The following is a 22897-nucleotide window of genomic DNA, read 5'->3' as shown; positions in this document are numbered from 1 at the left end:
ACGCCGACCCCGCAGCCTTGCTTGCGCCGGTGCCTCCGCGCACGCCCTGGCGGGTGCTTGCACGCACCTACCGACCCGGTCCGACCACCGTGCGCTACCTGATTCGGCTGGGGCTATGCCTGGTCGCCGCCGAAGCCGTGGCGCTGGCCGCGTCACTGCCGCGTTCGTACTGGGTGCCCTTGATTGTGGTGGTGATCTTCAAGCCGAACTTCGGCTCGGTATTTGCGCGGGCGCTGCAAAGCTGCGGCGGCAGCGTGGTAGGCGTAGCCATCAGCGCGACCGTGCTGGCGGTGGACCAGAACGGCATTGCCAGCGTGTTGACGGTGGCGGCGCTGGCGGCCTTGCTGCCCTGGTCAATCCGACGCAACTACGGGCTGTTTTCCGCCATTCTGGTGCCTATCCTGATGCTGCTGATCGGGGCCTTGCAGCCCGGTACCTGGGCCATCGCGCTGGCGCGCCTGCTTGATGTGGGCGTGGCGGCCGGCATCGTGCTGCTGGTGGGTTATCTGCCGTGGATCCGCATAGAGCGCAATAACCTGGATCACGCCGTCGCCACCGCGATGGACACGCTGGCCGCTTATGTCAATACGGTGTTCCAGGCGGACCCCGCCAAGCGCCACGCCCTGCGCGCCCGCGCCTATGCGAGCCTGTCGGACTTGCGCATTGCGCTACAGCGCGGCCTGTCCGAGCCGCGTTTGGTCAGCCGCCGCGCGCTGGCCTGGTGGCCGGTGGAAGTGGCGCTGGAGCGTGTGGCCAACACCGTGTCGGACACGGCCTGGTCGCTGCCCGCCGACCAGCCCACGCCCCGCGCCGCCGAGGTCGGGCAACTGGCGCATGCCTTGCACGCCTTGAGCGTCGCAGTGGCGGAAGGCGCGGCGCCGCCTGTTGCGGCCATCGCCGCCCCCTCACCAGCGCTGGCCGACGTGGCCGCCGAAATCGAGAACTTGCGCGCTGTGCTGGCCGGTCCGGAATTTGCCGCCGCGCCCCTCGCCGCCTTGCCCAAGCGCCGCTCCACCCATCCCCTTACCCCTCCACCCAACCAGGTCTGAACCATGTGTCTTGCCGTATTGGCCCTGCACGCCTTGCCGGGCATTCCCGTCCTGATCGCCGCCAACCGCGACGAATTCCACGCGCGCCCCACGCATCCGGCCGCGCAATGGGCCGATGCGCCCGGCCTGTACGCGGGGCGCGACGGGCTTGCCGGCGGCACCTGGATGGGCGTGACGGCGCAAGGACGCTTTGCGCTGGTCACCAACTTTCGCGAACCGGGCCGGTATCTGGCCCCCGCCCCGTCGCGCGGCGCGCTGGTTGAGGACTACCTGCGCGGCAACGACTCGCCGCAGGCGTACCTGGCCCGCACGCATGAATCGGATCAGGCGTACAACGGCTTCAACCTGATCGTGGGCGACACCCGCCAGGCCTGGTACCTGAGCAACCGCGACGGCCCGCCGCGCCCGCTTGCGCCCGGCATCTATGCCCTGTCCAACCATTTGCTGGACACGCCCTGGCCCAAGCTGGCCCGCACCAAGACGGCGTTTACCGAGGTGCTGGGCCGAACGCCGCAACCCGATCTACCCGCCTTGTTCGAGGCGCTGGCGGACCGGCAGACCGCCACGGACGAGGACATGCCCGCCACCGGCCTGCCCCCCGACCGCGAAAGGCTGTTGAGCAGCCCGTTCATCGTCAGCCCCGACTACGGCACCCGCGCCTCCAGCGTGCTGGTGCTGCGCGAGGGTGGCGCGGGCCAATTGGACGAACGGCGCTTTGCACCCGACGGCACGGTCAGCGGTGAAAGCCGGCTGGCATTTTCCTGGCAAGCGTGAAAGCGCGGGGATATGCTGGGTGACGCGACGGGCAGAAAGGCAGCGGCAGAATCACGGCTACGGAAACAAACGGTTGAGCTCCGAGACGCACTGCCGCGAACTCCGTGCCGTCGCCCGGGTCGAAGCTCAATCATCCACGTCTGGAGAATCAGATGAACAAACGCATTGAACGCTGCACCCTGTCCGCCATGATGGCCTTGGGCAGCATGGCCATCGCCGGCGTGCTGTCCACCGCGCAAGCGGCGTTGCCGCCGGTCAAGCACCAGGGCTCGGTGCAATACGTCAGCGGCGGCATCGGCATCGATGAATCCGAAGCCATGAAGGCCGCCGCGAAAGACTATCCGCTGGCGCTGACTTTCGCGGCGCAGCGCGACGGCACGGCCGACTATGTGGCCAGCGTCGCCGTCACCATCCTCGACGCACAAGGCAAGGAGGTCTTGAAGGCGACCTCCGAAGGCCCTTACATGCTGGTCAAGCTGCCTGCGGGCAGCTACAAGATTTCAGCAACGTTTGAGGGCAAGACACAGGAACGCGCGATAACCGTGCAAGGCACGGGCACCGCGCGCGCCGTTTTTGAATGGAAGTGACGCTGGGGCTTGAGCTCCAGCGGTTGATATCCAGGGGCTTGATTCCCAAGGGCTTGATTCCAGGGGTTTGTTTCCCTTAGACCCCGGAAAACAGGATGGCGATCACGAAGCCCACGCTGATCGCCCAGACCAGCGATCGCAACGCGCCCCAGCCCGCCACGTACATGGCCAGATAGCCCAGCCGCACGCCTATCCAGCAGGCCATCAGCGTGGCCACATGGGCGGGCGGCGCCTGGGTGTACAGCGCAAACAGCACCGCCGCGAAGAAGAACGGCAGCGCTTCAAAGGCATTGATCTGCGCCGCGTTGGCGCGCGCGCGCCAGCCTTCCTGGCGGGCAAGCCATGCGCGAGGGTCGTTGTTGTCGAACTTGTTGCCCCCCGCCTTGGCGATGATTGTCGATACCAAGGGCAGCAATGCCGCTGCCAACATCAACCACGCGATCATTTTCATACTGGCTCCTGAAGCGCCGCCCAAAGCTGGGCCGGATGGGGTGACGGGCGTTTGGCCGCCGCTGCGGCATGGTCGCCTGAAAGCGTCGAAATGAAAAGCCTGGAACGTGGGTAGAGCGGGCATGCGCGCTTACACTTTGCGCTTTGCTTTCCGCCCGCCTGCTTCATGACCTTGCTCAGCCCCTGGCCCGCCCTGTTCCTTGCTGCCGCCCTGCTTTGGCCGCCCGCCACTCGACGCTGGGCGCTGGCGCCGTTGGCGGTCGCATGGGGGTGGGCTTGGGCTGACGGCATCGTTGATCCCGTGGCATTCGCCGCGCCGGCGCTGCTGGTCCTGGCGGCGACCTGGGTGCGGCCAGGATCGGGCGACGCGGCGCGCGTGGCCGGCCACGTCTTGTTCCTGCTGATGGCTGGCGCGCTCTTCCTGCATCTGGCGCCGGGCTTTCACAACCCGCTGGTCATTGCGCCCGCGCCGCTGACGGCGGACGCGGTGGCGTTTGGCATGTATCTGAACCTGGACAAGCCCTTGGTTGCCTTCTGGGTAGTCCTGGCCTTGGCGCCGCCCATGGCGGGCGCCGACCTGCGCCGCACCTTGTTGGCGGCCGTGCTGGCTTGTGGCGCGGCGGTGCTGGCCTGCCTGGGTATTGCGCTGGCGATGGGCGTGGTGGGCTGGGCGCCCAAGTGGCCGGACTCGGGCTGGATCTGGCTCATCAACAATGCGTTGCTGGTCACGCTGGCCGAGGAAGCGTTGTTTCGCGGTTATGTGCAGCAGCAGTTGGCCGCGCGCTGGCGGCATCATGCCTGGGGCGCGGGGGCCGCGCTGGGCGTGGCCGCCATCCTGTTCGGGCTGGCGCATTTCGCGGGCGGCTGGCAATGGATGCTGCTGGCCACCATCGCCGGCGCCGCCTATGGCGTGGCCTACCGCCATGGCGGACTAGCGGCCGCGGTGCTGGCGCATTTGGGACTGAACGCCGCGCACTTCGGTTTGTTCACCTACCCGATGCGCGCGATGTTCTAGGGCGGTGTTCTAGTGCCCTGCCCCGGTGCCGTGCTCCCGCACGGCGAACGGCTTACGCCAGCGCCGGATAATCCGTGTACCCCAGCGCGCCCTGCGCGTAGAACGTGGACGGCACCGGCGTGTTCAGCTCGGCGTTCAATTCAAACCGGCGTTCCAGGTCGGGGTTGGCAATGTACGGCACGCCAAACGCCACCGCGTCGGCGCGGCCGGTGTTGATGGCGGCTTCGGCGGATTCGCGCGTGTAGCCCTCGTTGGCGATGTAGACGCCGCCAAAGGCCGCCTTCAGGCGCGGGCCCAGGCTGTCTTCGGCTTCATGTTCGCGCACGCAAATGAAGGCGATGCCGCGCTTGCCGAGTTCGCTGGCCACGTACAAGAAGGTGGTGGCCAGATCGGAATCGCCCATGGTGTGGATATCGCCGCGCGGCGACAGGTGCACGCCCACGCGGTCGGCGCCCCAGACGGCCACGCACGCATCCACCACTTCCAGCAGCAGGCGGGCGCGATTTTCCAGCGATCCGCCGTATTGGTCGGTGCGCTGGTTGGTGCTGTCTTGCAGGAACTGGTCCAGCAGGTAGCCGTTGGCGGCATGCACTTCAACGCCGTCGAAACCCGCTTCCATGGCCATTTGCGCGCCATGGCGGTAAGCCTCGACCACGCCGGGCAGCTCGGCCGTTTCCAGCGCGCGCGGGGTGACGTAGGCACGCTTGGGGCGTACATGGCTGACATGGCCGCCGGCCGCGATGGCGCTGGGCGCAACGGGCAGTTCGCCGTTCAGGAAGATGGGGTCGGAAATGCGGCCCACGTGCCAAAGCTGGGCCGCGATCAAGCCGCCTTTTTCGTGCACGGCCGCCGTCACTTTGCGCCAGCCCTTCACTTGTTCGGTGGACCACAGCCCGGGGGTGTCGGCGTAGCCCACGCCTTGCGGGGTCACGGCGGTGGCTTCGGTCAAGATCAGGCCCGCGCCGGCGCGCTGGGTGTAGTACTCGACCATCAAGTCGTTGGGCACGCGGCCTTCGCTAGCGCGCTGGCGCGTCAAGGGGGCCATGACGAGGCGGTTGCGCAGCGTCAGCGCGCCAACGCGCAGGGGTTCAAACAGGGTGCTCATGCAAAGTCCTTCCGCCCCGGGTCGATGGGGCGCGGTGCGCAGCGGCATACAGCGTGGCGTGGCTTGGCACACGCCTGCCGGCTGACTACATATCCTGGTTCAACTGCCGCAGGAACGCGGCAATCAAGGCTTCATTGCGACGAAAAAAGACCCACTGCCCCACCTTGGTCGACGTAATCAGGCCCGCGCGTTGCAAGACGGCCAGGTGCGAAGACACGGTCGACTGCGACAAGCCGCAGCGGTCATCGATGTGGCCCGCGCACACCCCATGTTCAAAGGAGTGGCCCGGGCGTTCCTCGAAATACGCATGCGGCGTCTTCAGCCACGCAAGGATGTCACGCCGCACCGGATTGGCCAGCGCCTTGATGATGGCGTCGGTATCAATTCCGGGTTCTGCGCCGGTCTGATCGGAGGACAAAGCGGAAGCGGAGCGAGTCATATTGGTATATCGCAATTTATCGAATCTTAAATCGAAAGTATTCGATATATGGTCATGCCCCTTTGGGCTACGGGGTTTTGCCTAGTCGCCTTGCACCCGGCCACGCAGGCGCTTGACCTCGCCGTGCAGGACTTTGCGTTGCACGCGGCGGCGTTGGGAAGATCGTGTGGGCTTGGTGGCGCGGCGGGGTTTGTCGACCTGGATGGCGGCGCGCACCATCGCCACCAGCCGTTCAATGGCTTCGGCCCGGTTTTTTTCCTGGCTGCGAAACGACTGCGACTTGATGACGATAACGCCCTCTTTCGAGATGCGGTGATCGCTCAGCGCGCACACGGCGTCCTGCACCTCGGGCGGCAGGCGCGAGGCCCGCACGTCAAAGCGCAGATGGACGGCGCTGGACACCTTGTTGACGTTCTGGCCACCCGCGCCCTGGGCGCGGATCATGCTGAACGTCAGGTCGCGTTCGTCGATATACAGGGAATCTTGGACATGAAACATAGGGCGGGAGTCTATACCAAGTAAAATAATCCGCTTTTGCCCGATTTTCGCGGCGCCTCCGGCCGCCAGCAACCTTATGACCTACTCCGCCAAAGAAATATTCAAGACCCTGCAAGGCGAAGGCGCCCACGCAGGCCGCGCGGCGGTATTTTGCCGGTTTGCGGGCTGTAACCTCTGGACCGGCCGCGAAAGCGACCGCGCCAGCGCCGCCTGCACGTTCTGCGACACCGACTTCATCGGCACCGATGGCGAAGGCGGCGGCAAGTTCGCCACGGCCGACCTTTTGGCCGACACCATCGCCACCACCTGGGGACCGGGCACGCAAGACCGCTACGTGGTCTTCACGGGCGGCGAACCGCTGTTGCAACTGGACGCGGCGCTGCTCACCGCCATCCATGCCCGCGGCTTCACCGTGGCCATCGAAACCAACGGCACCGTCAAGCCGCCCGCCGGCATCGACTGGATCTGCGTCAGCCCCAAGGGCACGGCGCCGCTGGTCATCGAACGCGGCGACGAGTTGAAGCTGGTCTACCCGCAGTTGAATGCGTTGCCCGAGACCTTCGCGCACCTGGATTTCGAGCACTTTTTCCTGCAACCCATGGACGGCCCCGCGCGCGTGGCCAATACCGAGCGTGCCGTTCAGTACTGTATGCAGCATCCGCAATGGCGGCTGAGTTTGCAGACCCACAAATACATAGGCATTCCATGATGACCCCCCACGCGCGGCGGACCGCGCGATGATTTCCGTTACCCGCAGGCTGGAATTCGACGCCGGCCACCGTATCCCCGATCACCGCAGCCAATGCCGCAACCTGCATGGCCACCGCTATGTGCTTGAAATCACCCTGACGGGTGACGTGGTGCAAGCCCCCGGCGAATCCGACAACGGCATGTTGATGGATTTTTCCGAGATCAAGCACATCGCCAAGACCCACATCGTGGACGTCTGGGACCATGCTTTCCTGGTGTACGAAGGCGACGCCGCCGTACGCGGCTTTTTGGACACCCTGCCCGACCACAAGACCGTCGTGCTGGACCGCATTCCCACGGCGGAAAACCTGGCCAAGATCGTGTTCGACACGCTGGTCCCGCACTACCAAGGCCACTACGGCGCCGACCTGCGCCTGTCCCGCGTGCGCCTGTATGAAACCCCGAATTGCTGGGCGGACTGCAACGGTTGAGGGTTGGCCGCGGGATGGGTCGCCGATAGATCGCGGATGGATCGCCGATAGATCGCGGATGGATCGCCGGTGGATCGCCGACCATCGTAGGATGGGTGCAGCGCGCAAGAAAAGGCACAAGAACCCAATTGCCGTTCGCGCGTAACCCATCAATCAACGCCAAAACCCGAAACAATCCGGCCACATCCTGGCGGTGGTTCGATGGGTTACGCGCGCTCAACGGAGGGGTCCTTGCCACGGGTCATTTCGCGCTCCACCCATCCTACGTGCGTTGCCGCGGGTTCAGTACAGCGCGCGCAAGATAAGACACAAGAATCCGCCGATTAAAAATTCCTATCGTCCCATTCGACACATTCAATCATTAGTAAGCTAATAGATAGGATACAATCGATTTCATGCACACTCCTTCAGACTCCCAACTCATGGCAACCACCGCTCACCTGATGGTGCTGTCGCGCGCCTATCGCGGGGCGGCCGACAAGGCCTTGGCCGATTACGGTTTATCCCAAGCCACGGCCTGGCCGGTCATCTTGGCCGGACGCCTGGGCGACGGCGTGCGCCAAGGCGCGTTGGCCGAGGCGCTGGGCGTTGAAGGTCCGTCCCTGGTTCGCGTGCTGGACCAACTTGTCGCCGCCGGCCTGATGGAACGCCGCGAAGACGCGCATGACCGCCGCGCCAAAACACTGCACCTGACCGATGCCGGCCATGCGCTGCGCGCACAGGTTGAAGACGTGCTGGTGGAACTGCGCCGGCGCTTGTTCAGCGGCGTCAGCGAAACCGATCTGCAAGCCTGCCTGCGCGTGTTCGACGCCTTGAATGTGTCCTTGGGACGCGGCGCGGCCAGCGCGCAGCCACAGCAGCAACAGGACAACGCATCGTGAAATTGCCCAACGTCCGCGAAACCCTTTTTTCGCTCAAGAGCTACCTAAGCGCCATCATGGCGCTTTATCTGGCCTACAGCATGGGTTTGCCGCGTCCGTTCTGGGCGATGACCACCGCCTACGTCGTGGCGCAACCCTGGTCCGGCGCCGTGCGTTCCAAAGCGCTGTACCGTCTGGTGGGCACCTTTGCCGGCTCGGCCGCCACCGTCTACCTGGTGCCGCGCCTGTCGAATTCGCCCGTCGTCATGACCGCCGCCATGGTGCTGTGGGTGGGCGCCTGCCTGTATATGTCGGTGCTGGACCGCACGCCGCGCTCCTACCTCTTCATGCTGGCGGGCTACACCGCCGCCATGATCGGCTTTCCCAGCGTGACCGACCCGTCGTTGGTCTTCGACACCGCGCTTGCCCGGGTTGAGGAAATCACCCTGGGCATCGTCTGCGCCACGCTGGTCCACAGCATTGTGCTGCCCCGGGGCCTGGCGCCCGCCTTGACGCTGCAACTGGATAAAGCCGTGCGCGACGCCCGCAACTGGATGCACGACACGCTTAGCGGCAAGACCGCCGAACAGCGCGACCGCGACCGCCGCGTGCTGGCCAACGACATCACCCAATTGCGGCTCTTGTCCACCCACGTGCCGTTCGACACCAGCAACCTGCGCTGGACGTCCGGCGCGGTGCGCGCCATGCAGGACCAGATTTCAGCATTGACGCCGGCGGTGTCGGCCGTGGAAGACCGCCTGCGGGCGCTTCAGGCCAATGACCAGCCGCTGCCCGAACCCGTGTCCGCGCTGCTGAACGATATTTCGGAATGGATCAATGCCGGCGCCCAGGCCTCGCACGACACCGCCGTGCAGCTACGCGCCGCCGTCTCGCGGCTGACCCCCGCCATCGACAGCCATTCCACCTGGCGCGACGCACTGTTGGCCAGCCTGATGACGCGGCTGCGCGAGCTGATCGACACGTATGACGAATGCCTGGCCCTGCGCCGCGAGATCCACGCCGGCCTGGCAGGCGCGCCACAACGGGCTTCGGCACACAAGGCCCACGCTGCCCGCGACCCCAACGCCGCGCTGCACCGCGACCATGGCATGGCGCTGCTGTCGGCGCTGGCCGCGGGCGTGGCCATTTCCGTGTGCTGCGCGTTCTGGATCGGCACGGCCTGGAGCAACGGCGCCACCGCCGCGTTGATGGCCGCCATCTTCAGTTGCTTCTTTGCGTCGCAAGACAATCCCGTGCCGGGCATCATGCAGTTCCTGACCTACACGGTGTATTCGATTCCGTTGTCGGCCCTGTATCTGCTGGGCATCATGCCGGCCATCCATTCCTTTGAAATGCTGGCCCTGGCGATGCTGCCCACCGCTTTCGTGCTAGGCATTTTCATTGCGCGGCCCGCCAGCACCGGCAAGGGCATGGCGATGCTGTTCGGCTTTCTGGGCACCATGGCGCTGCAAGACACCCACACCGCCGACGTGGTGTCCTTCATCGACACGCAGGTTGCCCAGTGCATGGGCGTGGCCACCGCCGCCATCATTGCCGCCGTGTTCCGCACCGTCAGCGCCGACTGGAGCGCCCGCCGCATCCAGGCCGCCAACTGGAAGGAACTGGCGACGCTGGCCGCCTCGTCGCGCGCCCCGTCGCGCCACACCTACACCGCCCGCATGCTGGACCGCATCGGCCTGTTGCAACCGCGCTTGGCGCTGGCCCAGCGGCCCGACGACCTGGTGGCCGCCGACGCGCTGAAAGACCTGCGCGTGGGCCGCGACATTACCGAATTGCAGCGCGCCCGCCGTCATCTGCCGATGGCCGATGCCACGATCCAGCCCGTGTTGAACAGCCTGGCGCAGTTCTTCCGCGCGCGCTCCGCGTGGCGCGTCGGAGAAAAGACGCCCGAGTTCCTGGCGCAGATCGACCGCGCGCTGTCCAGCGTGGCCGCCACGCCGCAAGGCCTGGCCGCCCGCGACCGCGCGGTGGTGGCGCTGGTGGGCATCCGCCGCGCTTTCTTTCCCGACGCCCCCGACTACCAACCCGCCCATCCCACCATGGAGGGCCACGCATCATGATCGGTGAATTCAATCTGTACGGCATTTACTTCCCCTGGCTGCTGGTACTGGGCGTCGTGACGCTCGGCGTGGCCTGGGCATTGCGCCGCGTGCTGGCGCGCGTCGGCCTGTACCGCCTGGTGTGGCATCCCGCGCTGTTTGATCTGGCGCTGTTCGTGGTGCTGCTGTATGGCGTGTCCCTGATTTCCCCATATTTTTTACAGAGATAGGTATGAAACTCCCCAACGCCCTTCGCCCTGCTGCTATCGGCAAGTTCGCGGTGACGGCCATCGTCGTCGCCGCCGCCGCTTACGCCGGCTGGCAGCTTTGGGTGCACTACGAAGTTGAACCCTGGACGCGCGATGGCCGCGTCAAGGCCTATGTGGTACAGGTGGCGCCCGACGTCTCCGGCCTGGTGACGAGCGTGCCCGTGCACGACAACCAGGACGTGAAGGCCGGCGACCTGCTGTTTGAAATTGACCGCGCCCGCTTCCAGTTGGCCTTCGACCAGGCCCAGGCGTCGGTGCGATCGCAGCAAGTGGCGCACGACCAGGCACTGCGTGACGCCAAGCGCAACCGCTCGCTGGGCCAGCTGGTGGCCGCGGAAGCGGTCGAGCAAAGCCAGACCAAGGTGCAGCAGACCGAAGCCGCGCTGGCGCAGGCGCAAGTGCAACTGAACACCGCCCGCCTGAATCTGGAGCGCAGCCGCGTGGTGGCCGCCAGCGATGGCCGCGTCACCAACCTGGACTTGCGCGCGGGTTCCTACGCTACCGCTGGGCGCGGCGTGATGGCCCTGGTGGACGCCGGCAGCTTCTATGTGGAAGGCTATTTTGAAGAAACCAAGCTGCCCGGCATCCACGAAGGCGCCCCCGTCACGGTGACGCTGATGGGCGATTCGCGCCACATTCGCGGCCATGTGGAAAGCATCGCCATGGGCATTGCCGACCGCGACCGCAGCACGGGCGCCAATCTGCTGCCCAACGTGAACCCCACCTTCAACTGGGTGCGCCTGGCCCAACGCATTCCGGTGCGCGTGAAGATCGACGCCGTGCCGGAGGGCGTGCGCCTGGTCGCCGGCCAGACGGCCACCGTGTCGGTAGACCCAGCATGAACGCCCGGCACCTTCTCCCCCCTCTCTTGGCCCTGGCGCTTGCGCTGGCCGGATGCACCACCGTGGGCCCGGACTATCAAACGCCCGCCGGGTCCGCCGTGCAACGGCCCAGCGCGCAAGGCGCCTTCATCGAAGCGCAACCCGGCGTGTATCAGCAAGAGCCGGTGGCCGGACACTGGTGGCGCCTGTATAACGACCCGGTGCTGGACGGCCTGATCGACAAGGCCCTGTCGGCCAACACCGACCTGCGCGTGGCCAGCGCCAACCTGGAACGCGCGCAGGCCGCCGTGCAGGAGTCCCAGGCGCAGCAGCAGCCCAGCATCGGCGTGAACGCATCGCCCACCTTCGGCCACGTGTCGGGCTTTCAGGAACTGCAACCGGACGTCAACCCGCCCAGCCGCTGGTCGTATTCCACCGGCGCCAGCGTGTCGTACCAACTGGACCTGTTCGGGCAGATTCGCCGCGCCATCGAAGCCGCCAGCGGTGATGCCCAGGCCGCGCAAGCCGCCTACGACGCCACCCGCGTCACCGTCGCCGCCGAAACCGCGCGTGCCTACGCCAATATGTGCGCGGCGGGCATGCAGTTGGCCTCGGCCCAGCATTCGGTGCAGGTGCAAAAGGAATCGCTGGATGCCGTCAGCCGCTTGCAACGCGCCGGCCGTGGCACCACGCTGGACGTCACGCGCGCGCGCAGCCAGCTTGAACAGTTGCAGGCCAACCTGCCGCCGTTTCAGGCGCAGCAGCGCACGGCGCTGTACCGCCTGGCCGCGCTGACGGGGCAGACCCCCAACGACATTCCCGCGTCGCTGCTGCAATGCGCCACCGCGCCGCGCCTGACCCGCACCATTCCGGTGGGTGACGGCGCCGCGCTGTTGCGCCGCCGCCCCGACATCCGCCAGGCCGAGCGCACGCTGGCCGCGTCCACCGCCCGCATCGGCGTGGCCACCGCCGACCTGTACCCCAAGGTCACGCTGGGCTTGTCCGCCGCGTCGGGCGGCCCCGCCGCCATGTTGGGCGACCGGGGCACCTTCAGTTGGAGCGTGGGTCCGCTGATCTCGTGGACGATCCCGAACACGGGCGCGGTGCAGGCCCGCATTGCCGAGGCCGAAGCCAACACCAAGGCCGCCGTGGCGCGCTTTGACGCCACCGTATTGAACGCGCTGCGCGAAACCGAAAGCGCGCTGGTGGTCTACGCGCGGCAACTGGATCGCGACACCGCCTTGCGCGCCGCCCGCGACCAAAGCGCCGAAGCCGCCTCGCAAGCGCGGCGGTTGTTCCAGTACGGCAAGACCGACTACCTGACCGTGCTGGACGCCGAGCGCACGCTGGCCAGCAATGAAAGCGCGCTGGCGGCCTCGCAGGCCGAACTCAGCAACGACCAGATCGCCGTCTTTCTGGCGCTGGGCGGCGGCTGGGAAGACTAGCCAGCGGATGCCCCGCATCGGCGCCCCTACGTGGGGCGCTTTTTTTTGCCCGGCGTTTCAAGCTGGGGCTTCTTCCTGTTTTCTTGGCTAAATCCATTTCCACAATATGGATGGCGCATTGCCGCGTACGTTTTCCGGCCTTTAGAATAATTCCGAGACAAATCAGTTGAAATCGGTTGAGCGCAAATGCTCAACGGCGGCCACATATACGCACAGCCGTAAAACACAAAGAACAAAAATCCATAATATGGAATACACAAACAGCGTCGACGCCCGAGTGCTCGACAGCATTACCAAGCTTGGCGACGCGGATATCGGCCGGGTCGTGATCGCGGGATCCCATGGCGGCCGCTATGCGGCTTATTGCGCCGCCCGGGGCCGGGTTCACGCCGTAGTGCTCAACGATGCGGGCGTGGGCTGGCAAGAGGCCGGCATCGCGGGCCTGCTAGACCTGGAACTCTGGGGCGTGCCCGCCGCCACGGCGGATTACCGCAGTTGCCGCATCGGCGACGGCGCCGACATGCTGCGCCGTGGCGTCATCAGCCATGCCAACCCACTGGCTCAAGCCCTGGGCTGCCGCCCCGGGATGCGCGTTGCCGAATGCGCCGCGGTTTTGGGTCAGTCTTTGGGTCGCTCTTTGCCCCACGCCTCACCGCATTCCCCAGCACGGCCCGCACCACCCGCCGAGCGCGAAGAATCCCGCATGGTGCTGCGCACCGACGCCGCCGGCACGCCCTGCGTCGTCGGCCTGGACTCGGTGTCGCTGCTGGACGAACGCGACAACGGCCTGATCGCCGTCACGGCATCGCATGGCGAGCGCCTGGCCGGGCTGCCGACCGACGGCGTCAAGGCCGCGCCCCGGCTGGTGACGTTCAACGACGCCGGCATGGGCCAGGACGGCGCGGGCGTCGGCCGCCTGCCGCTGCTGCAACAGCGCGGCATTGCGGCATTGACGGTGTCGGCCCATAGCGCCTGCATCGGAGACGCCAGGTCCTGCTACGACGAGGGCGTGATTTCCTGCGCGAACGCGCGCGCCCGCGAACTGGGCTGCCGTGTCGGCACGCCCTTGAAGACCTTTATCGACGCCCTCTTGAACGGGCGCGTCAATCAATAGAAACGATCACTACAACAATCACTAAAACGAGGAGCACATCCGCATGTCGGAAAAACTGGAAATCACAGGCGGCGAGGCCATCGCCCGCATGTTCGCCGCGCATGACGTCGGCTTGATGTTTGGCATGGGCGGCTTTCAATTGCTGCCCTTCTACGACGCCGTGCGGCGCTTGAAGCTGAACCACAACCTGATCAACGACGAGCGCTGCGCGGTGTTCGCGGCAGACGCCTACACCAAGGTCAGCGGACGCCCCGGCGTGTGCGACGCCACCTTGGGCCCGGGCGCCACCAACCTGGTCACCGGTCTGGCCGAAGCCTTTAACGCCGGCACGCCGCTGGTGGCGCTGGTGGGCGATTCGCACCGCCTGCATTCCTGGAAGAACATGACGCAGGAAGCGCGCCAGCTTGAAGTGCTGCGCCCTGTGGTCAAGGACGTGCTGCGCGTGGAGATGATCGAGCGCATTCCCGAGCTGGTGCGCCGCGCGTTTGCGGTGGCCACCAGCGGCCGCCCCGGCCCCGTGGTGCTGGACGTGCCCGAAGACATCGCGCACGCCATCCACGCCTTTGACGCCGACGAGTTCTATTCCAGCACCAACGCACGCCGCGCCCCCGCGCTGCGCTGCCGGCCCGCCGCCGATGACCTGGCCCAGGCGGCCAGCATGTTGGCCGGCGCCGCGCGCCCCCTGATGCTGTGCGGCGGCGGCGTGCACATCAGCGAGGCCGCCTTGGCCGTCGAAGCCTTTGCGCGCCGCTTCAACATCCCCGTGGCGCACACCATGAGCGGCAAGGGCGCCATTGCTTGCAGCGACCCGCTGAACGCGGGCCTCTTCGGCCGCTACAGCCGCATCGCCAACGACCTGATCGCCAAGGCCGACTGCCTGTTCGTCGTCGGCTGCAAGCTGGGCGAAGTGGCCACCCGGCGCTATGACCTGCTGAACGCGGGCGTGCCGATCATTCATCTGGACATCGTGGCCGAAGAGTTCGACCGCACCACCACCCCTGCCCTGCGGCTATGGGGCGACGCGCGCGCCACGCTTGAGGAATTGGGCGAACGCATGGCGGCGCAAGCGTCACAAGCCGATCGCCAGGCCTATGCGGATGAAGTCGGGCAAGCCATGCACGCCTGGCGCGAATCCGTGCAGGGCAAGCTGACGTCGTCCGACAGCCCCATCGGCATGGCGCGCCTGATGCACGAGATCAACGCCACGCTGCCCGAAGACGGCATCCTGGTGGCCGACGGCGGCTTTGCCGCGCACTGGGGCGGCCTGCTGTTCGACACCAAGCGCGCGGGCCGGGGCTTCGTGCCCGACCGGGGCTTTGCCTCCATCGGCTACGGCATTCCGGGTGCAATCGGCGCCGCTGCCGCCGCGCCGGGGCGGCAGGTCGTCAGCCTGACCGGCGACGGCGGCTGCAATATGTCGCTGGGTGAATTGGAAACGGCGGTGCGCATGGGCCTGGCCTTCACGCTGGTGGTGGTGAACAACGCGGCGTCGGGCTATATCAAAGCGCTGCAACACCTGATGTACGGTGGTGGCAACTATCAATCGTCAGACCTGGTGGAAACCAACTACGCCAACGTGGCGCGCGCGCTGGGCTGCAACGGCATCCGCGTGGAAGACCCCGCGGACATCAAGGCGGCCTTGGCCAGCGCCTACGCCTGCAAGGACCGCCCCACCATCCTGGACGTCGTCGTCACGCGCGACCCGGCGCACATGTTGCCGGGCGTGGACAGCCGCGCCGCCAAGATCAAGCCGGGCGACCGCATCGCCTGATATCAGTCAGCAACTACAACGACAACAACAACGACAACACGCACAACAAACCAAAGCGAGGAGACAACACCATGAAGAGAAGAACCTGGATGAGCCTGGCGGCCGCAACGCTGGCCCTGTCGCTGACGGGCGCCGCCACGGCGCAAGGCAGCTACCCCGACCACCCCGTCCGCCTGATCGTGCCTTTTCCGCCGGGCGGCACGTCCGACGTGGTGGGCCGCATCTTCGCCGAGGCGCTGGGCAAGCAGTTGGGCCAGACGGTGGTCGTGGAAAACCGGGGTGGCGCGGGCGGTACGGTCGGCACGCGCGCGGTGGCGTCCGCCGCGCCCGACGGCTACACGCTGCTGCTGGGCACGTCCAGCACCAACGGCACCAATTCGGCGGTGTACAAGAACCTGTCGTATGACGCCGTGAAAGACTTCACCCCTGTCACGCAGATCATCCGCGTGCCGGGCGTGATTGTGGTCAACAAGAATTTCCCGGCCAAGGACTACGCGCAATTCTTCGCGTTGGTCAAAGGCGCGCCGGGCAAGTATTCGTATGCATCGTCGGGCAATGGCGGCGCCACGCACATGGCCATGGAGTACTACAAGTCGTTGTCCGGGCTGGACATGATGCATGTACCGTATCGCGGCACCGGCCCGGCGCTGAACGACGTCATCGCCGGCCAGGTGCCCATCTTGTGGGACACGGCGGCGTCGTCCATGGCGCACATCCAGTCGGGCAATTTGAGGGCGATCGTGGTGGCGGCCAAGACGCGCCTGCCGCAACTGCCTGATGTGCCGACCTTCGCGGAAATGGGCTTGCCTGATTACGACGCCGAAATGTGGAATGGCCTGCTGGCGCCCGCCGGCCTGCCCAAGGACGTGCTGGCCAAGCTGAGTGACGCTTCACGCAAGGCCTTGGCGGACCCGGACGTGCAGGCCAAGTACGCGGGGGTGGGCGCCTATGTGGTAGCGGACAAGCCCGAGGAGTTTGGCGCGATGATCCAGGCCGACGTAGCCAAGTGGAAGAAGGTGGCCGACTTCGCCCACATCTCGGTGCAATAGCATGGGCCAGCGCGTAAAAGACAAGGTCGCGCTGGTGTTCGGCGCGGGGTCGTCGGGACCGGGCTGGGGCAACGGCAAGGCGGCCGCCGCGCTGTATGCCCGCGAAGGCGCGCGGGTCTACGCCGTGGACCTGCGCGCCGAAGCGGCCCAGGAAACCCGGCGCGTCATCGAAGCCGAGGGCGGGCAATGCACCGCGCTGGTGGCCGACGTGACGCAGTCCGCGCAGATCCAGGCGGTGGTGGCGCGCGTGCTGGACGAAGCGGGCCGCATCGACATCCTGCATAACAATGTGGGCATCACCGAAATGGGCGGCCCCATCGAGGCCAGCGAGGAAAGCTGGCACCGCGTGCTGGACACCAACCTGACCGGCGTGTTCCTGACCTGCAAGCACGTGCTGCCCGCGATGCTGGCGCAAGGCGGCGGCAGCATCATCAATATCTCGTCGCTGGCCTCCATACAGGTCAACAGCTACCCGTACACGTCCTATTACGCGGCCAAGGCGGGGTTGAACCATCTGACCCGTTCCCTGGCCGTGCGCTATGCGCCGGACAACATCCGGGTCAACGCGGTGCTGCCGGGCGTGATCGACACGCCATTGATCTACCAGCAAATTGCCGGCCAGTTCCAGGACGTGGAAGCGATGCGCCAGCGTCGCAACGCCGCCAGCCCGATGGGCCGCATGGGCGATGCCTGGGACGTGGCGCACGCCGCGCTGTTCCTGGCCAGCGACGAAGCCAAGTACATCACCGGCGTGTGCCTGCCGGTGGATGGCGGCAAGGCCTGCGCGGGGCGCTAGCCCTTCGTGCCGCGGGGCCGGCTTTGGGGCCGGCTTTGGGGCCGGCTCCGCGGCACGTTCAGGGGCGCGCTCCGGCGCACATTCAGGGGCGTGCTCCGGCGCAAATTCAAGGACGCGGCAGCAGGTCCGCCGACAGTTCGGCCGCGGCGCGTTGCAAGGCCGCCACCACGTCATGCAGGCGCGCGCCCGACAGGCGCGAGCGGATCGCCGCCACGCTCAAGGCGGCCACCACGTTCTGCTCGCGGTCCAACACCGGCACGCCCACGCCCAGCATGTCGGGGATGATGCGCCCCGGGTTCAGCGCATAGCCCTGCTTGCGGGCGGCGGCGATGTCGTCGCGCAGCATGTCGGTGGACGGCAGGTCGGGCGCGCTGGTGGCGTCGTATCGGGCCAGCACCCGCTCGATATCGTCGTTGGGCAGGAACGCCAGCAACGCCAGGCTGCCCGCCCCCACGCCCAAGGGCCGCCTGTGCCCCACTTCCAGGGTCAGGATCTTGATGGGAAAGTCGCCCGTCTTGCGGTCCACGCACACGGCCTCGTGGCCGGAACGCACGGACAGGAAACTGGTGTCGCCGGTGGATTGGGCCAGCCGCAGCACGGCGGATTCCGCAATCGCCTTGATGCCGTGGCGGCTTTCGGCGGCCAGGCCCAGGATGTAGGACTCGCGCCCCAGGCTGTACGTTTTCAGCTTGGCGTTCAGCGACAGAAAGCCTTCCTGCAACAAGGCCGCCAACATGCGATGCGCCGTGGGCGGGGTCAGGCCCAGGTCGCGCACGACGTCGCTCAAGCCCACGCCCCGCGCGGGCGCGGCCCCCACGTATTTCAGCAGGCGCAGCACGCGGAAGATGCTTTGCGCGCCACCGACCGCATCGGCGGCGCGCGGCGAGGTCGGCACGGAAGAACGGGCGGTGCTCATTGGGTGCGGATCATCGGGCTGTGAATCATCGGGCTGCATTCACGGGCTGTGTTCATCCCGCGATCAATGCACCGTGGTGCCATCAGGCGGCGTCTGGTTCAGCCCCAGGGCCGCTTCCCAGCTTCGCAGCGGCACGCAGGTCTGCAAGCGGACGATGGCGCGTTCGATCAGGGCGGGATGCAATTCGTGGCCGACGTGGCTGGCGATGTCGATGGTGGAATCCCCGTGCAGCGTTTCCAGCCGGGCTTGCGCGGCCTGGATGTGGGACACGTTCATGACAGGGTCGTCGGCGCCGTGCAGCAGGTGCAGGGTGGTGAATTGCGGCGCGGCCTTCGGCAATTGCGCATAGCGGCCCGAAAACGCGATGACGCGCCCGGCCATGCCGTCGTGGGCCTGCACCAGTTCCAGAGCCATGATGGCGCCCTGCGAAAATCCCGCCACCGCGGTGTCCGACTGCAATAGATTGAAGCGCGCTTGCGCCTCGCGCACATAGGCCTCCAGGGGCGGCATGGCCGCCGCCACGCGCTCGGCGCGGTTGTCTTCGCTGATGCCGCGCACCGAAAACCACTGGCGCCCCGCGCCGCCGCCGTCAAAGGGCTCGAAGCCTTCGGGCGCCAGCACCGCCGCCATCGGGAAGGCCGCGCGCACGGCGTCGGCCAATGGCCGCAGGTTATCGGGTGACCCGCCCACACCGTGCAGGAGGATGAACAATTGGCGCACGTCGACGCCCGCCTCGGGAAGGAATTCAAGTGAACCGGTAGATGCCATGAAACTGCTCCGTGCTGGCTGGGGCCGCGGGACTGCGCCGCTGTCACAGCATTGTAAAATGCGCGGCGTTGGCCCTGGCGCCCCCCTTTGGTTCCCTGGGGATGCCCTTGCCCCTTGCTGGCAGTCCCTTGTCGCGGACCCTGCCTGAATGCCGCCGCGGCGGCCACTTTTCCCCGTTGCAATGCAAACACCGATTTCCGATTCTGGCGCCCCGCCCGCCAGCCAGAATCAGCTGCACCGCGTGCTCAAGGCGCGCCACCTGACGATGATAGCGCTGGGCGGAGCCATCGGCACCGGCCTGTTCGTGGCCTCCGGCGCGGCCATTGCCGAAGCGGGTCCGGGCGGCGCCCTGCTCGTCTACCTGGTGATTGGCCTGATGGTCTACTTCATCATGACGAGCCTGGGCGAACTGGCCACCTTCATGCCGGTGTCGGGCTCGTTCTGCACCTATGCATCACGCTACGTGGACCCCGGCTTCGGCTTCGCGCTGGGGTGGAATTTCTGGGTCAGTTGGGCCACGGTCGTCGCCGTGGACGTGGTGGCCGCCCAACTGGTCATGGCCTACTGGCTGCCGGATACGCCGGGCTGGATCTGGAGCGTGGCGTTTTTAGCGCTGACCTTCGGGTTGAACGCCTTTTCGGCGCGCAGCTTCGGTGAAGCCGAATACTGGTTCGCCCTGATCAAGGTGGTGGCCGTGCTGTGCTTCATTGCCGTCGGCCTGGGCATGCTGGTGGGCATCATCCACGGCGGCGACCAGGTCGGGCTGGCGAACTGGACCATCGGCGACGCGCCCTTCGTGGGCAACGCGGCCACCTGGGTGGGCGTGGCGATGGTGGTGGCCTATTCCTTCCAGGGCACCGAACTGGTGGGCGTGGCAGCAGGCGAATCCGAAAACCCGCGCCGCAACGTGCCGCGCGCCATCAATAGCGTGTTCTGGCGCATCCTGCTGTTCTACGTGCTGGCCATTCTGATCATCGGCCTGCTGCTGCCCTATACCGACCCGCAATTGCTGCGCAACGACGTCGAAGACATCGCCGTCCGCCCCTTCACGCTGGTGTTCCAGCATGCGGGGCTGCTGTCGGCCGCCACCGTGATGAACGCGGTGATCCTGACGTCAGTGCTATCGGCCGGCAATTCGGGCATGTACGCCGCCACCCGCATGCTGTTCAACATGGCGGCCGAAGGCCAGGCCCCGGCGCTGTTCAAGCGGCTGACGTCCAAGGGCGTGCCGCTGTACGCGCTGCTGGCCACCACGGCGCTGGCCTGCCTGTGCCTGTTCAGCGTGGTGTACAGCCCGAAGGCGGTCTATATCTGGCTGCTGAATTTTGCGGGCATGACGGAATTCATCGTGTGGCTGAGCATCGCGATGAGCCATTACCGGTTTCGCCAGGGCTACGTCAGGCACGGCTACGACACGGCCGACCTGCCCTACAAGGCCGGCCTGTTTCCCTTTGGCCCGGTGCTGGCCTTTGTGCTGTGCCTGGTGGTGACGCTGGGGCAGAACTACCAGGCGTTCCTGCAAGATCGCATCGACTGGATCGGGGTGGTGTCCACGTATCTGGCCATTCCGCTGTTCCTGGCGCTGTGGATCGGGCACCGCGTGGTGAAGAAGTCGCGCTGGGTGCGCTACGGGGACATGCGCTTTTATGGGCTGGATCGGGACCACGGCTAGGCGCGGGTCCGCCGGATCAGGTCGCAAAACAGTGCACCAGGCGGCCCATGGTTGGCCCAGGGACGGGTCATAGTCGGCTCATAGCCAGCCCATAGCCGCTCAAAAGCCGCCCACAAAACGGGGCTACAATACTGTATATTCATACAGTAATGATGACCCCTGAACGCATCCATCCCGCGTTGTGGCGCGCCACCCAGTTGGCCAAAGGCGCCGCGCGCACCCTGCCCACCGGGCACGCTTCGCTTTCCGCCGAGCTGCCGGACGGCGGCTGGCCGCTGGGATCCCTGATCGAACTGCTGACCCCGCACCCCGGCGTGGGCGAAATCCGCCTGTTGCGCCCAGCGTTGGCCCAATTGGAAACGCGCCGCCCCATTGCGCTGGTGCAACCGCCGCACGTGCCCCACATCGCCAGTTGGATGAGCTGGCGGCTGGATCCCCGGCAATTGCTGTGGGTGGCCCCGCAAAAACCCGTCGATACCCTCTGGGCCACGGAACAAATCCTGAAAAACGGCAGTTGCGGCGCCCTGATCTGCTGGCTGCCGCATGTGCGCCCTGAATCCCTGCGCCGCCTGCATCTGGCGGCCCAGGCCAGCGACCTGCTCTTCATTGCCATCCGCCCGGCCAAGGCCGCGCAGAATGCCACCGCCGCCCCGTTGCGGCTGGCGCTTGCGCCGGCCCCGGGCGGCTTGTCCGTCCATATTCTGAAGCGCCGGGGGCCTGTCTGCGACACCCCGCTGTACGTGGGCCTGGAGCCCGGCGCGCTGACACCGTCTTCCCCCCACCATGCGCCTCTGGATCGCCGCCTTCCTGCGCTGCCTGCCGCTGGACGTACTACGCCCGCACTGGCCGCATGAGGAACACGCCTTCGCCGTCCTGGACCAGGAACGCGTTGCCGCCCTCACCCCCGCCGCCCGCCAGGCCGGCGTCAAGCCGGGCATGCGCCGCGCGGGCGCCGCGGCTATCGCCCCGCAGGTGGAACTCTTGCCGCGCCAGCCGCAGGCCGAAGCCGATACCCTGCACGGCGCGGCGCTGGCGCTGCTGCAATACACCCCCGAAATTGCCTTGGGCGATGCCGACACCGTGCTCTTGAACGTGGGCGCCAGCCTGATGTTCTTCGGCGGCCCGCGCGCGCTGGCCCGGCGCATACGCGCCACCTTGGACGCGCTGGATGTGCGGGTGTCCTTGGGCATGGCGCCCACCGCCCGGGGCGCCTGGCTGCTGGCGCACCGCCCGGGCCGGCGCGTGCCCCGGCGCACCCTCACCCTGCCCACCCTGACCCGCCGGCTGGACGCGCTGCCGCTGGCGCTGCTGCCCCAGGCCCAGGCGCGGCTGGACTGGCTGGGCGACATCGGCTGCCACTCCCTGGCTGACCTGCGCGCCCTGCCGCGCGCCGGCCTGCAACGGCGCAGCACGCCAGATCTGCTTCCCGCCCTGGACGCCGCCTACGGCCAGGCGCCGGAACTGTATCGCTGGATTGAACCGCCCAACCAGTTCTCCCGGCGCATCGAACTCATGGACTACGTCGAGCACACCGACGCCGTGCTGGCCGTGGCGCGCCGCCTGGCCGAACAACTTGGCGGGTGGCTCACCGCGCGGCAACTGGCGGTGCGGCGCGTAGTGCTCAGCATGGAACACGAACGCGGCCGCCATGCCCGCCCGCCCACCGAACTGGAACTGGCGCTGGCGCAACCGGTCTGGCAGGCGCCGCAGATCCTGCACCTGCTGCGCGAAAAGCTGAATCACGTCACGCTGGAAGCGCCCGTCATCGCCGTGTCCCTATTGGCGCCCGACACCGTTGAGCAACCCGCCGTCAGCACCACGCTGTTTCCCGAACCCGGCGGCACCGCGGCCGACCACGCCCGCCTGCTGGACCTGCTGGTGGCCCGGCTGGGCCGCGATCAGGTGCGCCACGCCCACCCCACGCCCGACCACCGCCCCGAAGCCGCGAATTCCTGGGGCGACGCGCTGGCCACCCCGCGCCCGCCCCAGCCCCTGCCCCCTTTGCTGGACCGCCCCTTCTGGCTGCTGGAAACGCCGCTGGCCCTGAAGCTGTCGGGCCATCGCCCCCAATACGGCGGCCAGCCGCTGCGGCTGGTACGGGGGCCCGAACGCATCGAAAGCGGCTGGTGGGACCCCGCCCTGACCGTGCGCGACTACTTCGTCGCCGAAGACGCGGCGGCGGCGCGCTACTGGATCTACCGCGAACGCGACGCGGAACACGCGCGCTGGTTCCTGCACGGGCTCTACGCCTGAGGCTT

24 protein-coding genes are annotated in these 22897 nt (G+C 67.0%); 18 read left to right on the top strand and 6 right to left on the bottom strand.

Annotation, left to right across the window (positions count from 1 at the left end):
* The 3 genes from ACE04A_RS06135 to ACE04A_RS06125 all read left to right on the top strand — a co-directional run.
* Positions 1–1049, top strand: a 1049-nt coding sequence (locus ACE04A_RS06135) for an FUSC family protein (protein ID WP_485819948.1), incomplete at its 5' end; no start/stop codon positions are given.
* A 3-nt stretch (positions 1050–1052) separates the two neighbouring features.
* The gene (locus tag ACE04A_RS06130; RefSeq protein ID WP_485819947.1) at positions 1053–1823 is read left to right on the top strand and encodes an NRDE family protein; all 771 of its coding nucleotides are present in this window, start codon (positions 1053–1055) and stop codon (positions 1821–1823) included.
* 152 nt (positions 1824–1975) lie between these two features.
* Positions 1976–2410, top strand: a complete 435-nt coding sequence (locus tag ACE04A_RS06125) for a carboxypeptidase-like regulatory domain-containing protein (RefSeq protein ID WP_279997637.1) — start codon at positions 1976–1978, stop codon at positions 2408–2410.
* A gap of 76 nt (positions 2411–2486) precedes the next feature.
* Here the strand turns inward: ACE04A_RS06125 and ACE04A_RS06120 are convergent, their stop codons facing one another.
* Complete coding sequence (locus ACE04A_RS06120) at positions 2487–2861, bottom strand: MAPEG family protein (protein ID WP_100855978.1); 375 nt, start codon at positions 2859–2861, stop codon at positions 2487–2489.
* Between the two features lie 165 nt (positions 2862–3026).
* On the opposite strand from ACE04A_RS06120, the gene ACE04A_RS06115 reads away from it, so the two are divergent.
* Positions 3027–3875 carry a CPBP family intramembrane glutamic endopeptidase gene (locus ACE04A_RS06115; RefSeq protein WP_448718709.1) on the top strand — a complete coding sequence of 283 codons (849 nt, stop codon included), beginning with the start codon at positions 3027–3029 and terminating at the stop codon, positions 3873–3875.
* 52 nt (positions 3876–3927) lie between these two features.
* Here ACE04A_RS06115 and ACE04A_RS06110 read toward each other — a convergent pair whose 3' ends face one another.
* The 3 genes from ACE04A_RS06110 to arfB all read right to left on the bottom strand — a co-directional run bounded on the left by ACE04A_RS06110 (position 3928) and on the right by arfB (position 5917).
* A complete protein-coding gene (locus tag ACE04A_RS06110; protein ID WP_448718708.1) occupies positions 3928–4980 on the bottom strand; it encodes an alkene reductase in 1053 nt (350 codons plus the stop codon).
* 85 nt (positions 4981–5065) lie between these two features.
* Complete coding sequence (locus ACE04A_RS06105) at positions 5066–5419, bottom strand: ArsR/SmtB family transcription factor (protein ID WP_259248091.1); 354 nt, start codon at positions 5417–5419, stop codon at positions 5066–5068.
* Between the two features lie 81 nt (positions 5420–5500).
* On the bottom strand, positions 5501–5917 hold the full coding sequence (gene arfB, locus ACE04A_RS06100) for an alternative ribosome rescue aminoacyl-tRNA hydrolase ArfB (RefSeq protein WP_100855982.1): 417 nt from the start codon (positions 5915–5917) through the stop codon (positions 5501–5503).
* Between the two features lie 76 nt (positions 5918–5993).
* On the opposite strand from arfB, the gene queE reads away from it, so the two are divergent.
* The 11 genes from queE (at position 5994) to ACE04A_RS06045 (ending at position 17283) form a co-directional block, all read left to right on the top strand.
* On the top strand, positions 5994–6626 hold the full coding sequence (queE, locus tag ACE04A_RS06095; protein ID WP_050446994.1) for a 7-carboxy-7-deazaguanine synthase: 633 nt from the start codon (positions 5994–5996) through the stop codon (positions 6624–6626).
* A 28-nt stretch (positions 6627–6654) separates the two neighbouring features.
* Positions 6655–7098, top strand: coding sequence for a 6-carboxytetrahydropterin synthase QueD (queD, locus tag ACE04A_RS06090; protein ID WP_448718707.1), 444 nt, complete (start codon positions 6655–6657; stop codon positions 7096–7098).
* A 395-nt stretch (positions 7099–7493) separates the two neighbouring features.
* Positions 7494–7979: a MarR family winged helix-turn-helix transcriptional regulator gene (locus tag ACE04A_RS06085; protein ID WP_259248099.1), complete on the top strand. Its 486-nt coding sequence runs from the start codon at positions 7494–7496 to the stop codon at positions 7977–7979.
* A complete protein-coding gene (locus ACE04A_RS06080; protein ID WP_438858366.1) occupies positions 7976–10039 on the top strand; it encodes an FUSC family protein in 2064 nt (687 codons plus the stop codon). The genes ACE04A_RS06085 and ACE04A_RS06080 overlap by 4 nt, the downstream gene beginning before the upstream one ends.
* Positions 10036–10248, top strand: coding sequence for a DUF1656 domain-containing protein (locus tag ACE04A_RS06075; protein ID WP_006219803.1), 213 nt, complete (start codon positions 10036–10038; stop codon positions 10246–10248). The genes ACE04A_RS06080 and ACE04A_RS06075 overlap by 4 nt, the downstream gene beginning before the upstream one ends.
* Before the next feature lie 2 nt (positions 10249–10250).
* Entirely contained in the window at positions 10251–11129 is an 879-nt protein-coding gene (locus ACE04A_RS06070; RefSeq protein ID WP_447988767.1) for an efflux RND transporter periplasmic adaptor subunit, read from the top strand.
* Positions 11126–12553: an efflux transporter outer membrane subunit gene (locus tag ACE04A_RS06065; RefSeq protein WP_448718706.1), complete on the top strand. Its 1428-nt coding sequence runs from the start codon at positions 11126–11128 to the stop codon at positions 12551–12553. Before ACE04A_RS06070 ends, ACE04A_RS06065 begins: the two co-directional genes overlap by 4 nt.
* Before the next feature lie 247 nt (positions 12554–12800).
* Entirely contained in the window at positions 12801–13667 is an 867-nt protein-coding gene (locus tag ACE04A_RS06060; RefSeq protein ID WP_448718705.1) for a hypothetical protein, read from the top strand.
* Between the two features lie 43 nt (positions 13668–13710).
* Entirely contained in the window at positions 13711–15438 is a 1728-nt protein-coding gene (locus ACE04A_RS06055) for a thiamine pyrophosphate-binding protein (RefSeq protein ID WP_485819946.1), read from the top strand.
* A gap of 71 nt (positions 15439–15509) precedes the next feature.
* On the top strand, positions 15510–16487 hold the full coding sequence (locus ACE04A_RS06050) for a Bug family tripartite tricarboxylate transporter substrate binding protein (protein WP_448718703.1): 978 nt from the start codon (positions 15510–15512) through the stop codon (positions 16485–16487).
* 1 nt (position 16488) lies between these two features.
* Positions 16489–17283: an SDR family NAD(P)-dependent oxidoreductase gene (locus ACE04A_RS06045; RefSeq protein ID WP_448718702.1), complete on the top strand. Its 795-nt coding sequence runs from the start codon at positions 16489–16491 to the stop codon at positions 17281–17283.
* A gap of 106 nt (positions 17284–17389) precedes the next feature.
* Here ACE04A_RS06045 and ACE04A_RS06040 read toward each other — a convergent pair whose 3' ends face one another.
* Positions 17390–18199 (bottom strand): IclR family transcriptional regulator, encoded by an 810-nt coding sequence (locus ACE04A_RS06040; protein ID WP_448718701.1) that lies wholly within the window; start codon positions 18197–18199, stop codon positions 17390–17392.
* A gap of 63 nt (positions 18200–18262) precedes the next feature.
* A complete protein-coding gene (gene ypfH / locus ACE04A_RS06035; RefSeq protein WP_259248114.1) occupies positions 18263–18967 on the bottom strand; it encodes an esterase in 705 nt (234 codons plus the stop codon).
* A gap of 181 nt (positions 18968–19148) precedes the next feature.
* Between ypfH and ACE04A_RS06030 the strand changes: the two genes are divergently transcribed.
* The 3 genes from ACE04A_RS06030 to ACE04A_RS06020 all read left to right on the top strand — a co-directional run bounded on the left by ACE04A_RS06030 (position 19149) and on the right by ACE04A_RS06020 (position 22892).
* Positions 19149–20639 carry an amino acid permease gene (locus ACE04A_RS06030; RefSeq protein WP_485819945.1) on the top strand — a complete coding sequence of 497 codons (1491 nt, stop codon included), beginning with the start codon at positions 19149–19151 and terminating at the stop codon, positions 20637–20639.
* Positions 20640–20788: 149 nt separating this feature from the next.
* Positions 20789–21493, top strand: coding sequence for a translesion DNA synthesis-associated protein ImuA (gene imuA, locus ACE04A_RS06025; protein WP_259248121.1), 705 nt, complete (start codon positions 20789–20791; stop codon positions 21491–21493).
* The gene (locus ACE04A_RS06020) at positions 21423–22892 is read left to right on the top strand and encodes a Y-family DNA polymerase (protein WP_485819944.1); all 1470 of its coding nucleotides are present in this window, start codon (positions 21423–21425) and stop codon (positions 22890–22892) included. Before imuA ends, ACE04A_RS06020 begins: the two co-directional genes overlap by 71 nt.
* Positions 22893–22897: the final 5 nt, after the last annotated feature.

Source organism: Achromobacter colocynthidis, from assembly GCF_057334535.1.
The sequence above is the reverse complement of the archived record's forward strand: the minus strand, read 5'-3'. Positions and strand labels throughout refer to the sequence as shown.

Coding starts and splice junctions, on each gene's coding strand:
- ACE04A_RS06060 (WP_448718705.1), top strand. CDS start 12,801: ATGGAATACACAAACAGCGTCGACGCCCGAGTGCTCGACAGCATTACC.
- ACE04A_RS06050 (WP_448718703.1), top strand. CDS start 15,510: ATGAAGAGAAGAACCTGGATGAGCCTGGCGGCCGCAACGCTGGCCCTG.
- ACE04A_RS06110 (WP_448718708.1), bottom strand. CDS start 4,980: ATGAGCACCCTGTTTGAACCCCTGCGCGTTGGCGCGCTGACGCTGCGC.
- ACE04A_RS06120 (WP_100855978.1), bottom strand. CDS start 2,861: ATGAAAATGATCGCGTGGTTGATGTTGGCAGCGGCATTGCTGCCCTTG.
- ACE04A_RS06085 (WP_259248099.1), top strand. CDS start 7,494: ATGCACACTCCTTCAGACTCCCAACTCATGGCAACCACCGCTCACCTG.
- ACE04A_RS06075 (WP_006219803.1), top strand. CDS start 10,036: ATGATCGGTGAATTCAATCTGTACGGCATTTACTTCCCCTGGCTGCTG.
- queE (WP_050446994.1), top strand. CDS start 5,994: ATGACCTACTCCGCCAAAGAAATATTCAAGACCCTGCAAGGCGAAGGC.
- ACE04A_RS06055 (WP_485819946.1), top strand. CDS start 13,711: ATGTCGGAAAAACTGGAAATCACAGGCGGCGAGGCCATCGCCCGCATG.
- imuA (WP_259248121.1), top strand. CDS start 20,789: ATGATGACCCCTGAACGCATCCATCCCGCGTTGTGGCGCGCCACCCAG.
- ACE04A_RS06125 (WP_279997637.1), top strand. CDS start 1,976: ATGAACAAACGCATTGAACGCTGCACCCTGTCCGCCATGATGGCCTTG.
- ypfH (WP_259248114.1), bottom strand. CDS start 18,967: ATGGCATCTACCGGTTCACTTGAATTCCTTCCCGAGGCGGGCGTCGAC.
- ACE04A_RS06065 (WP_448718706.1), top strand. CDS start 11,126: ATGAACGCCCGGCACCTTCTCCCCCCTCTCTTGGCCCTGGCGCTTGCG.
- ACE04A_RS06020 (WP_485819944.1), top strand. CDS start 21,423: ATGCGCCTCTGGATCGCCGCCTTCCTGCGCTGCCTGCCGCTGGACGTA.
- arfB (WP_100855982.1), bottom strand. CDS start 5,917: ATGTTTCATGTCCAAGATTCCCTGTATATCGACGAACGCGACCTGACG.
- ACE04A_RS06115 (WP_448718709.1), top strand. CDS start 3,027: ATGACCTTGCTCAGCCCCTGGCCCGCCCTGTTCCTTGCTGCCGCCCTG.
- ACE04A_RS06105 (WP_259248091.1), bottom strand. CDS start 5,419: ATGACTCGCTCCGCTTCCGCTTTGTCCTCCGATCAGACCGGCGCAGAA.
- ACE04A_RS06070 (WP_447988767.1), top strand. CDS start 10,251: ATGAAACTCCCCAACGCCCTTCGCCCTGCTGCTATCGGCAAGTTCGCG.
- ACE04A_RS06040 (WP_448718701.1), bottom strand. CDS start 18,199: ATGAGCACCGCCCGTTCTTCCGTGCCGACCTCGCCGCGCGCCGCCGAT.
- queD (WP_448718707.1), top strand. CDS start 6,655: ATGATTTCCGTTACCCGCAGGCTGGAATTCGACGCCGGCCACCGTATC.
- ACE04A_RS06045 (WP_448718702.1), top strand. CDS start 16,489: ATGGGCCAGCGCGTAAAAGACAAGGTCGCGCTGGTGTTCGGCGCGGGG.
- ACE04A_RS06130 (WP_485819947.1), top strand. CDS start 1,053: ATGTGTCTTGCCGTATTGGCCCTGCACGCCTTGCCGGGCATTCCCGTC.
- ACE04A_RS06030 (WP_485819945.1), top strand. CDS start 19,149: ATGCAAACACCGATTTCCGATTCTGGCGCCCCGCCCGCCAGCCAGAAT.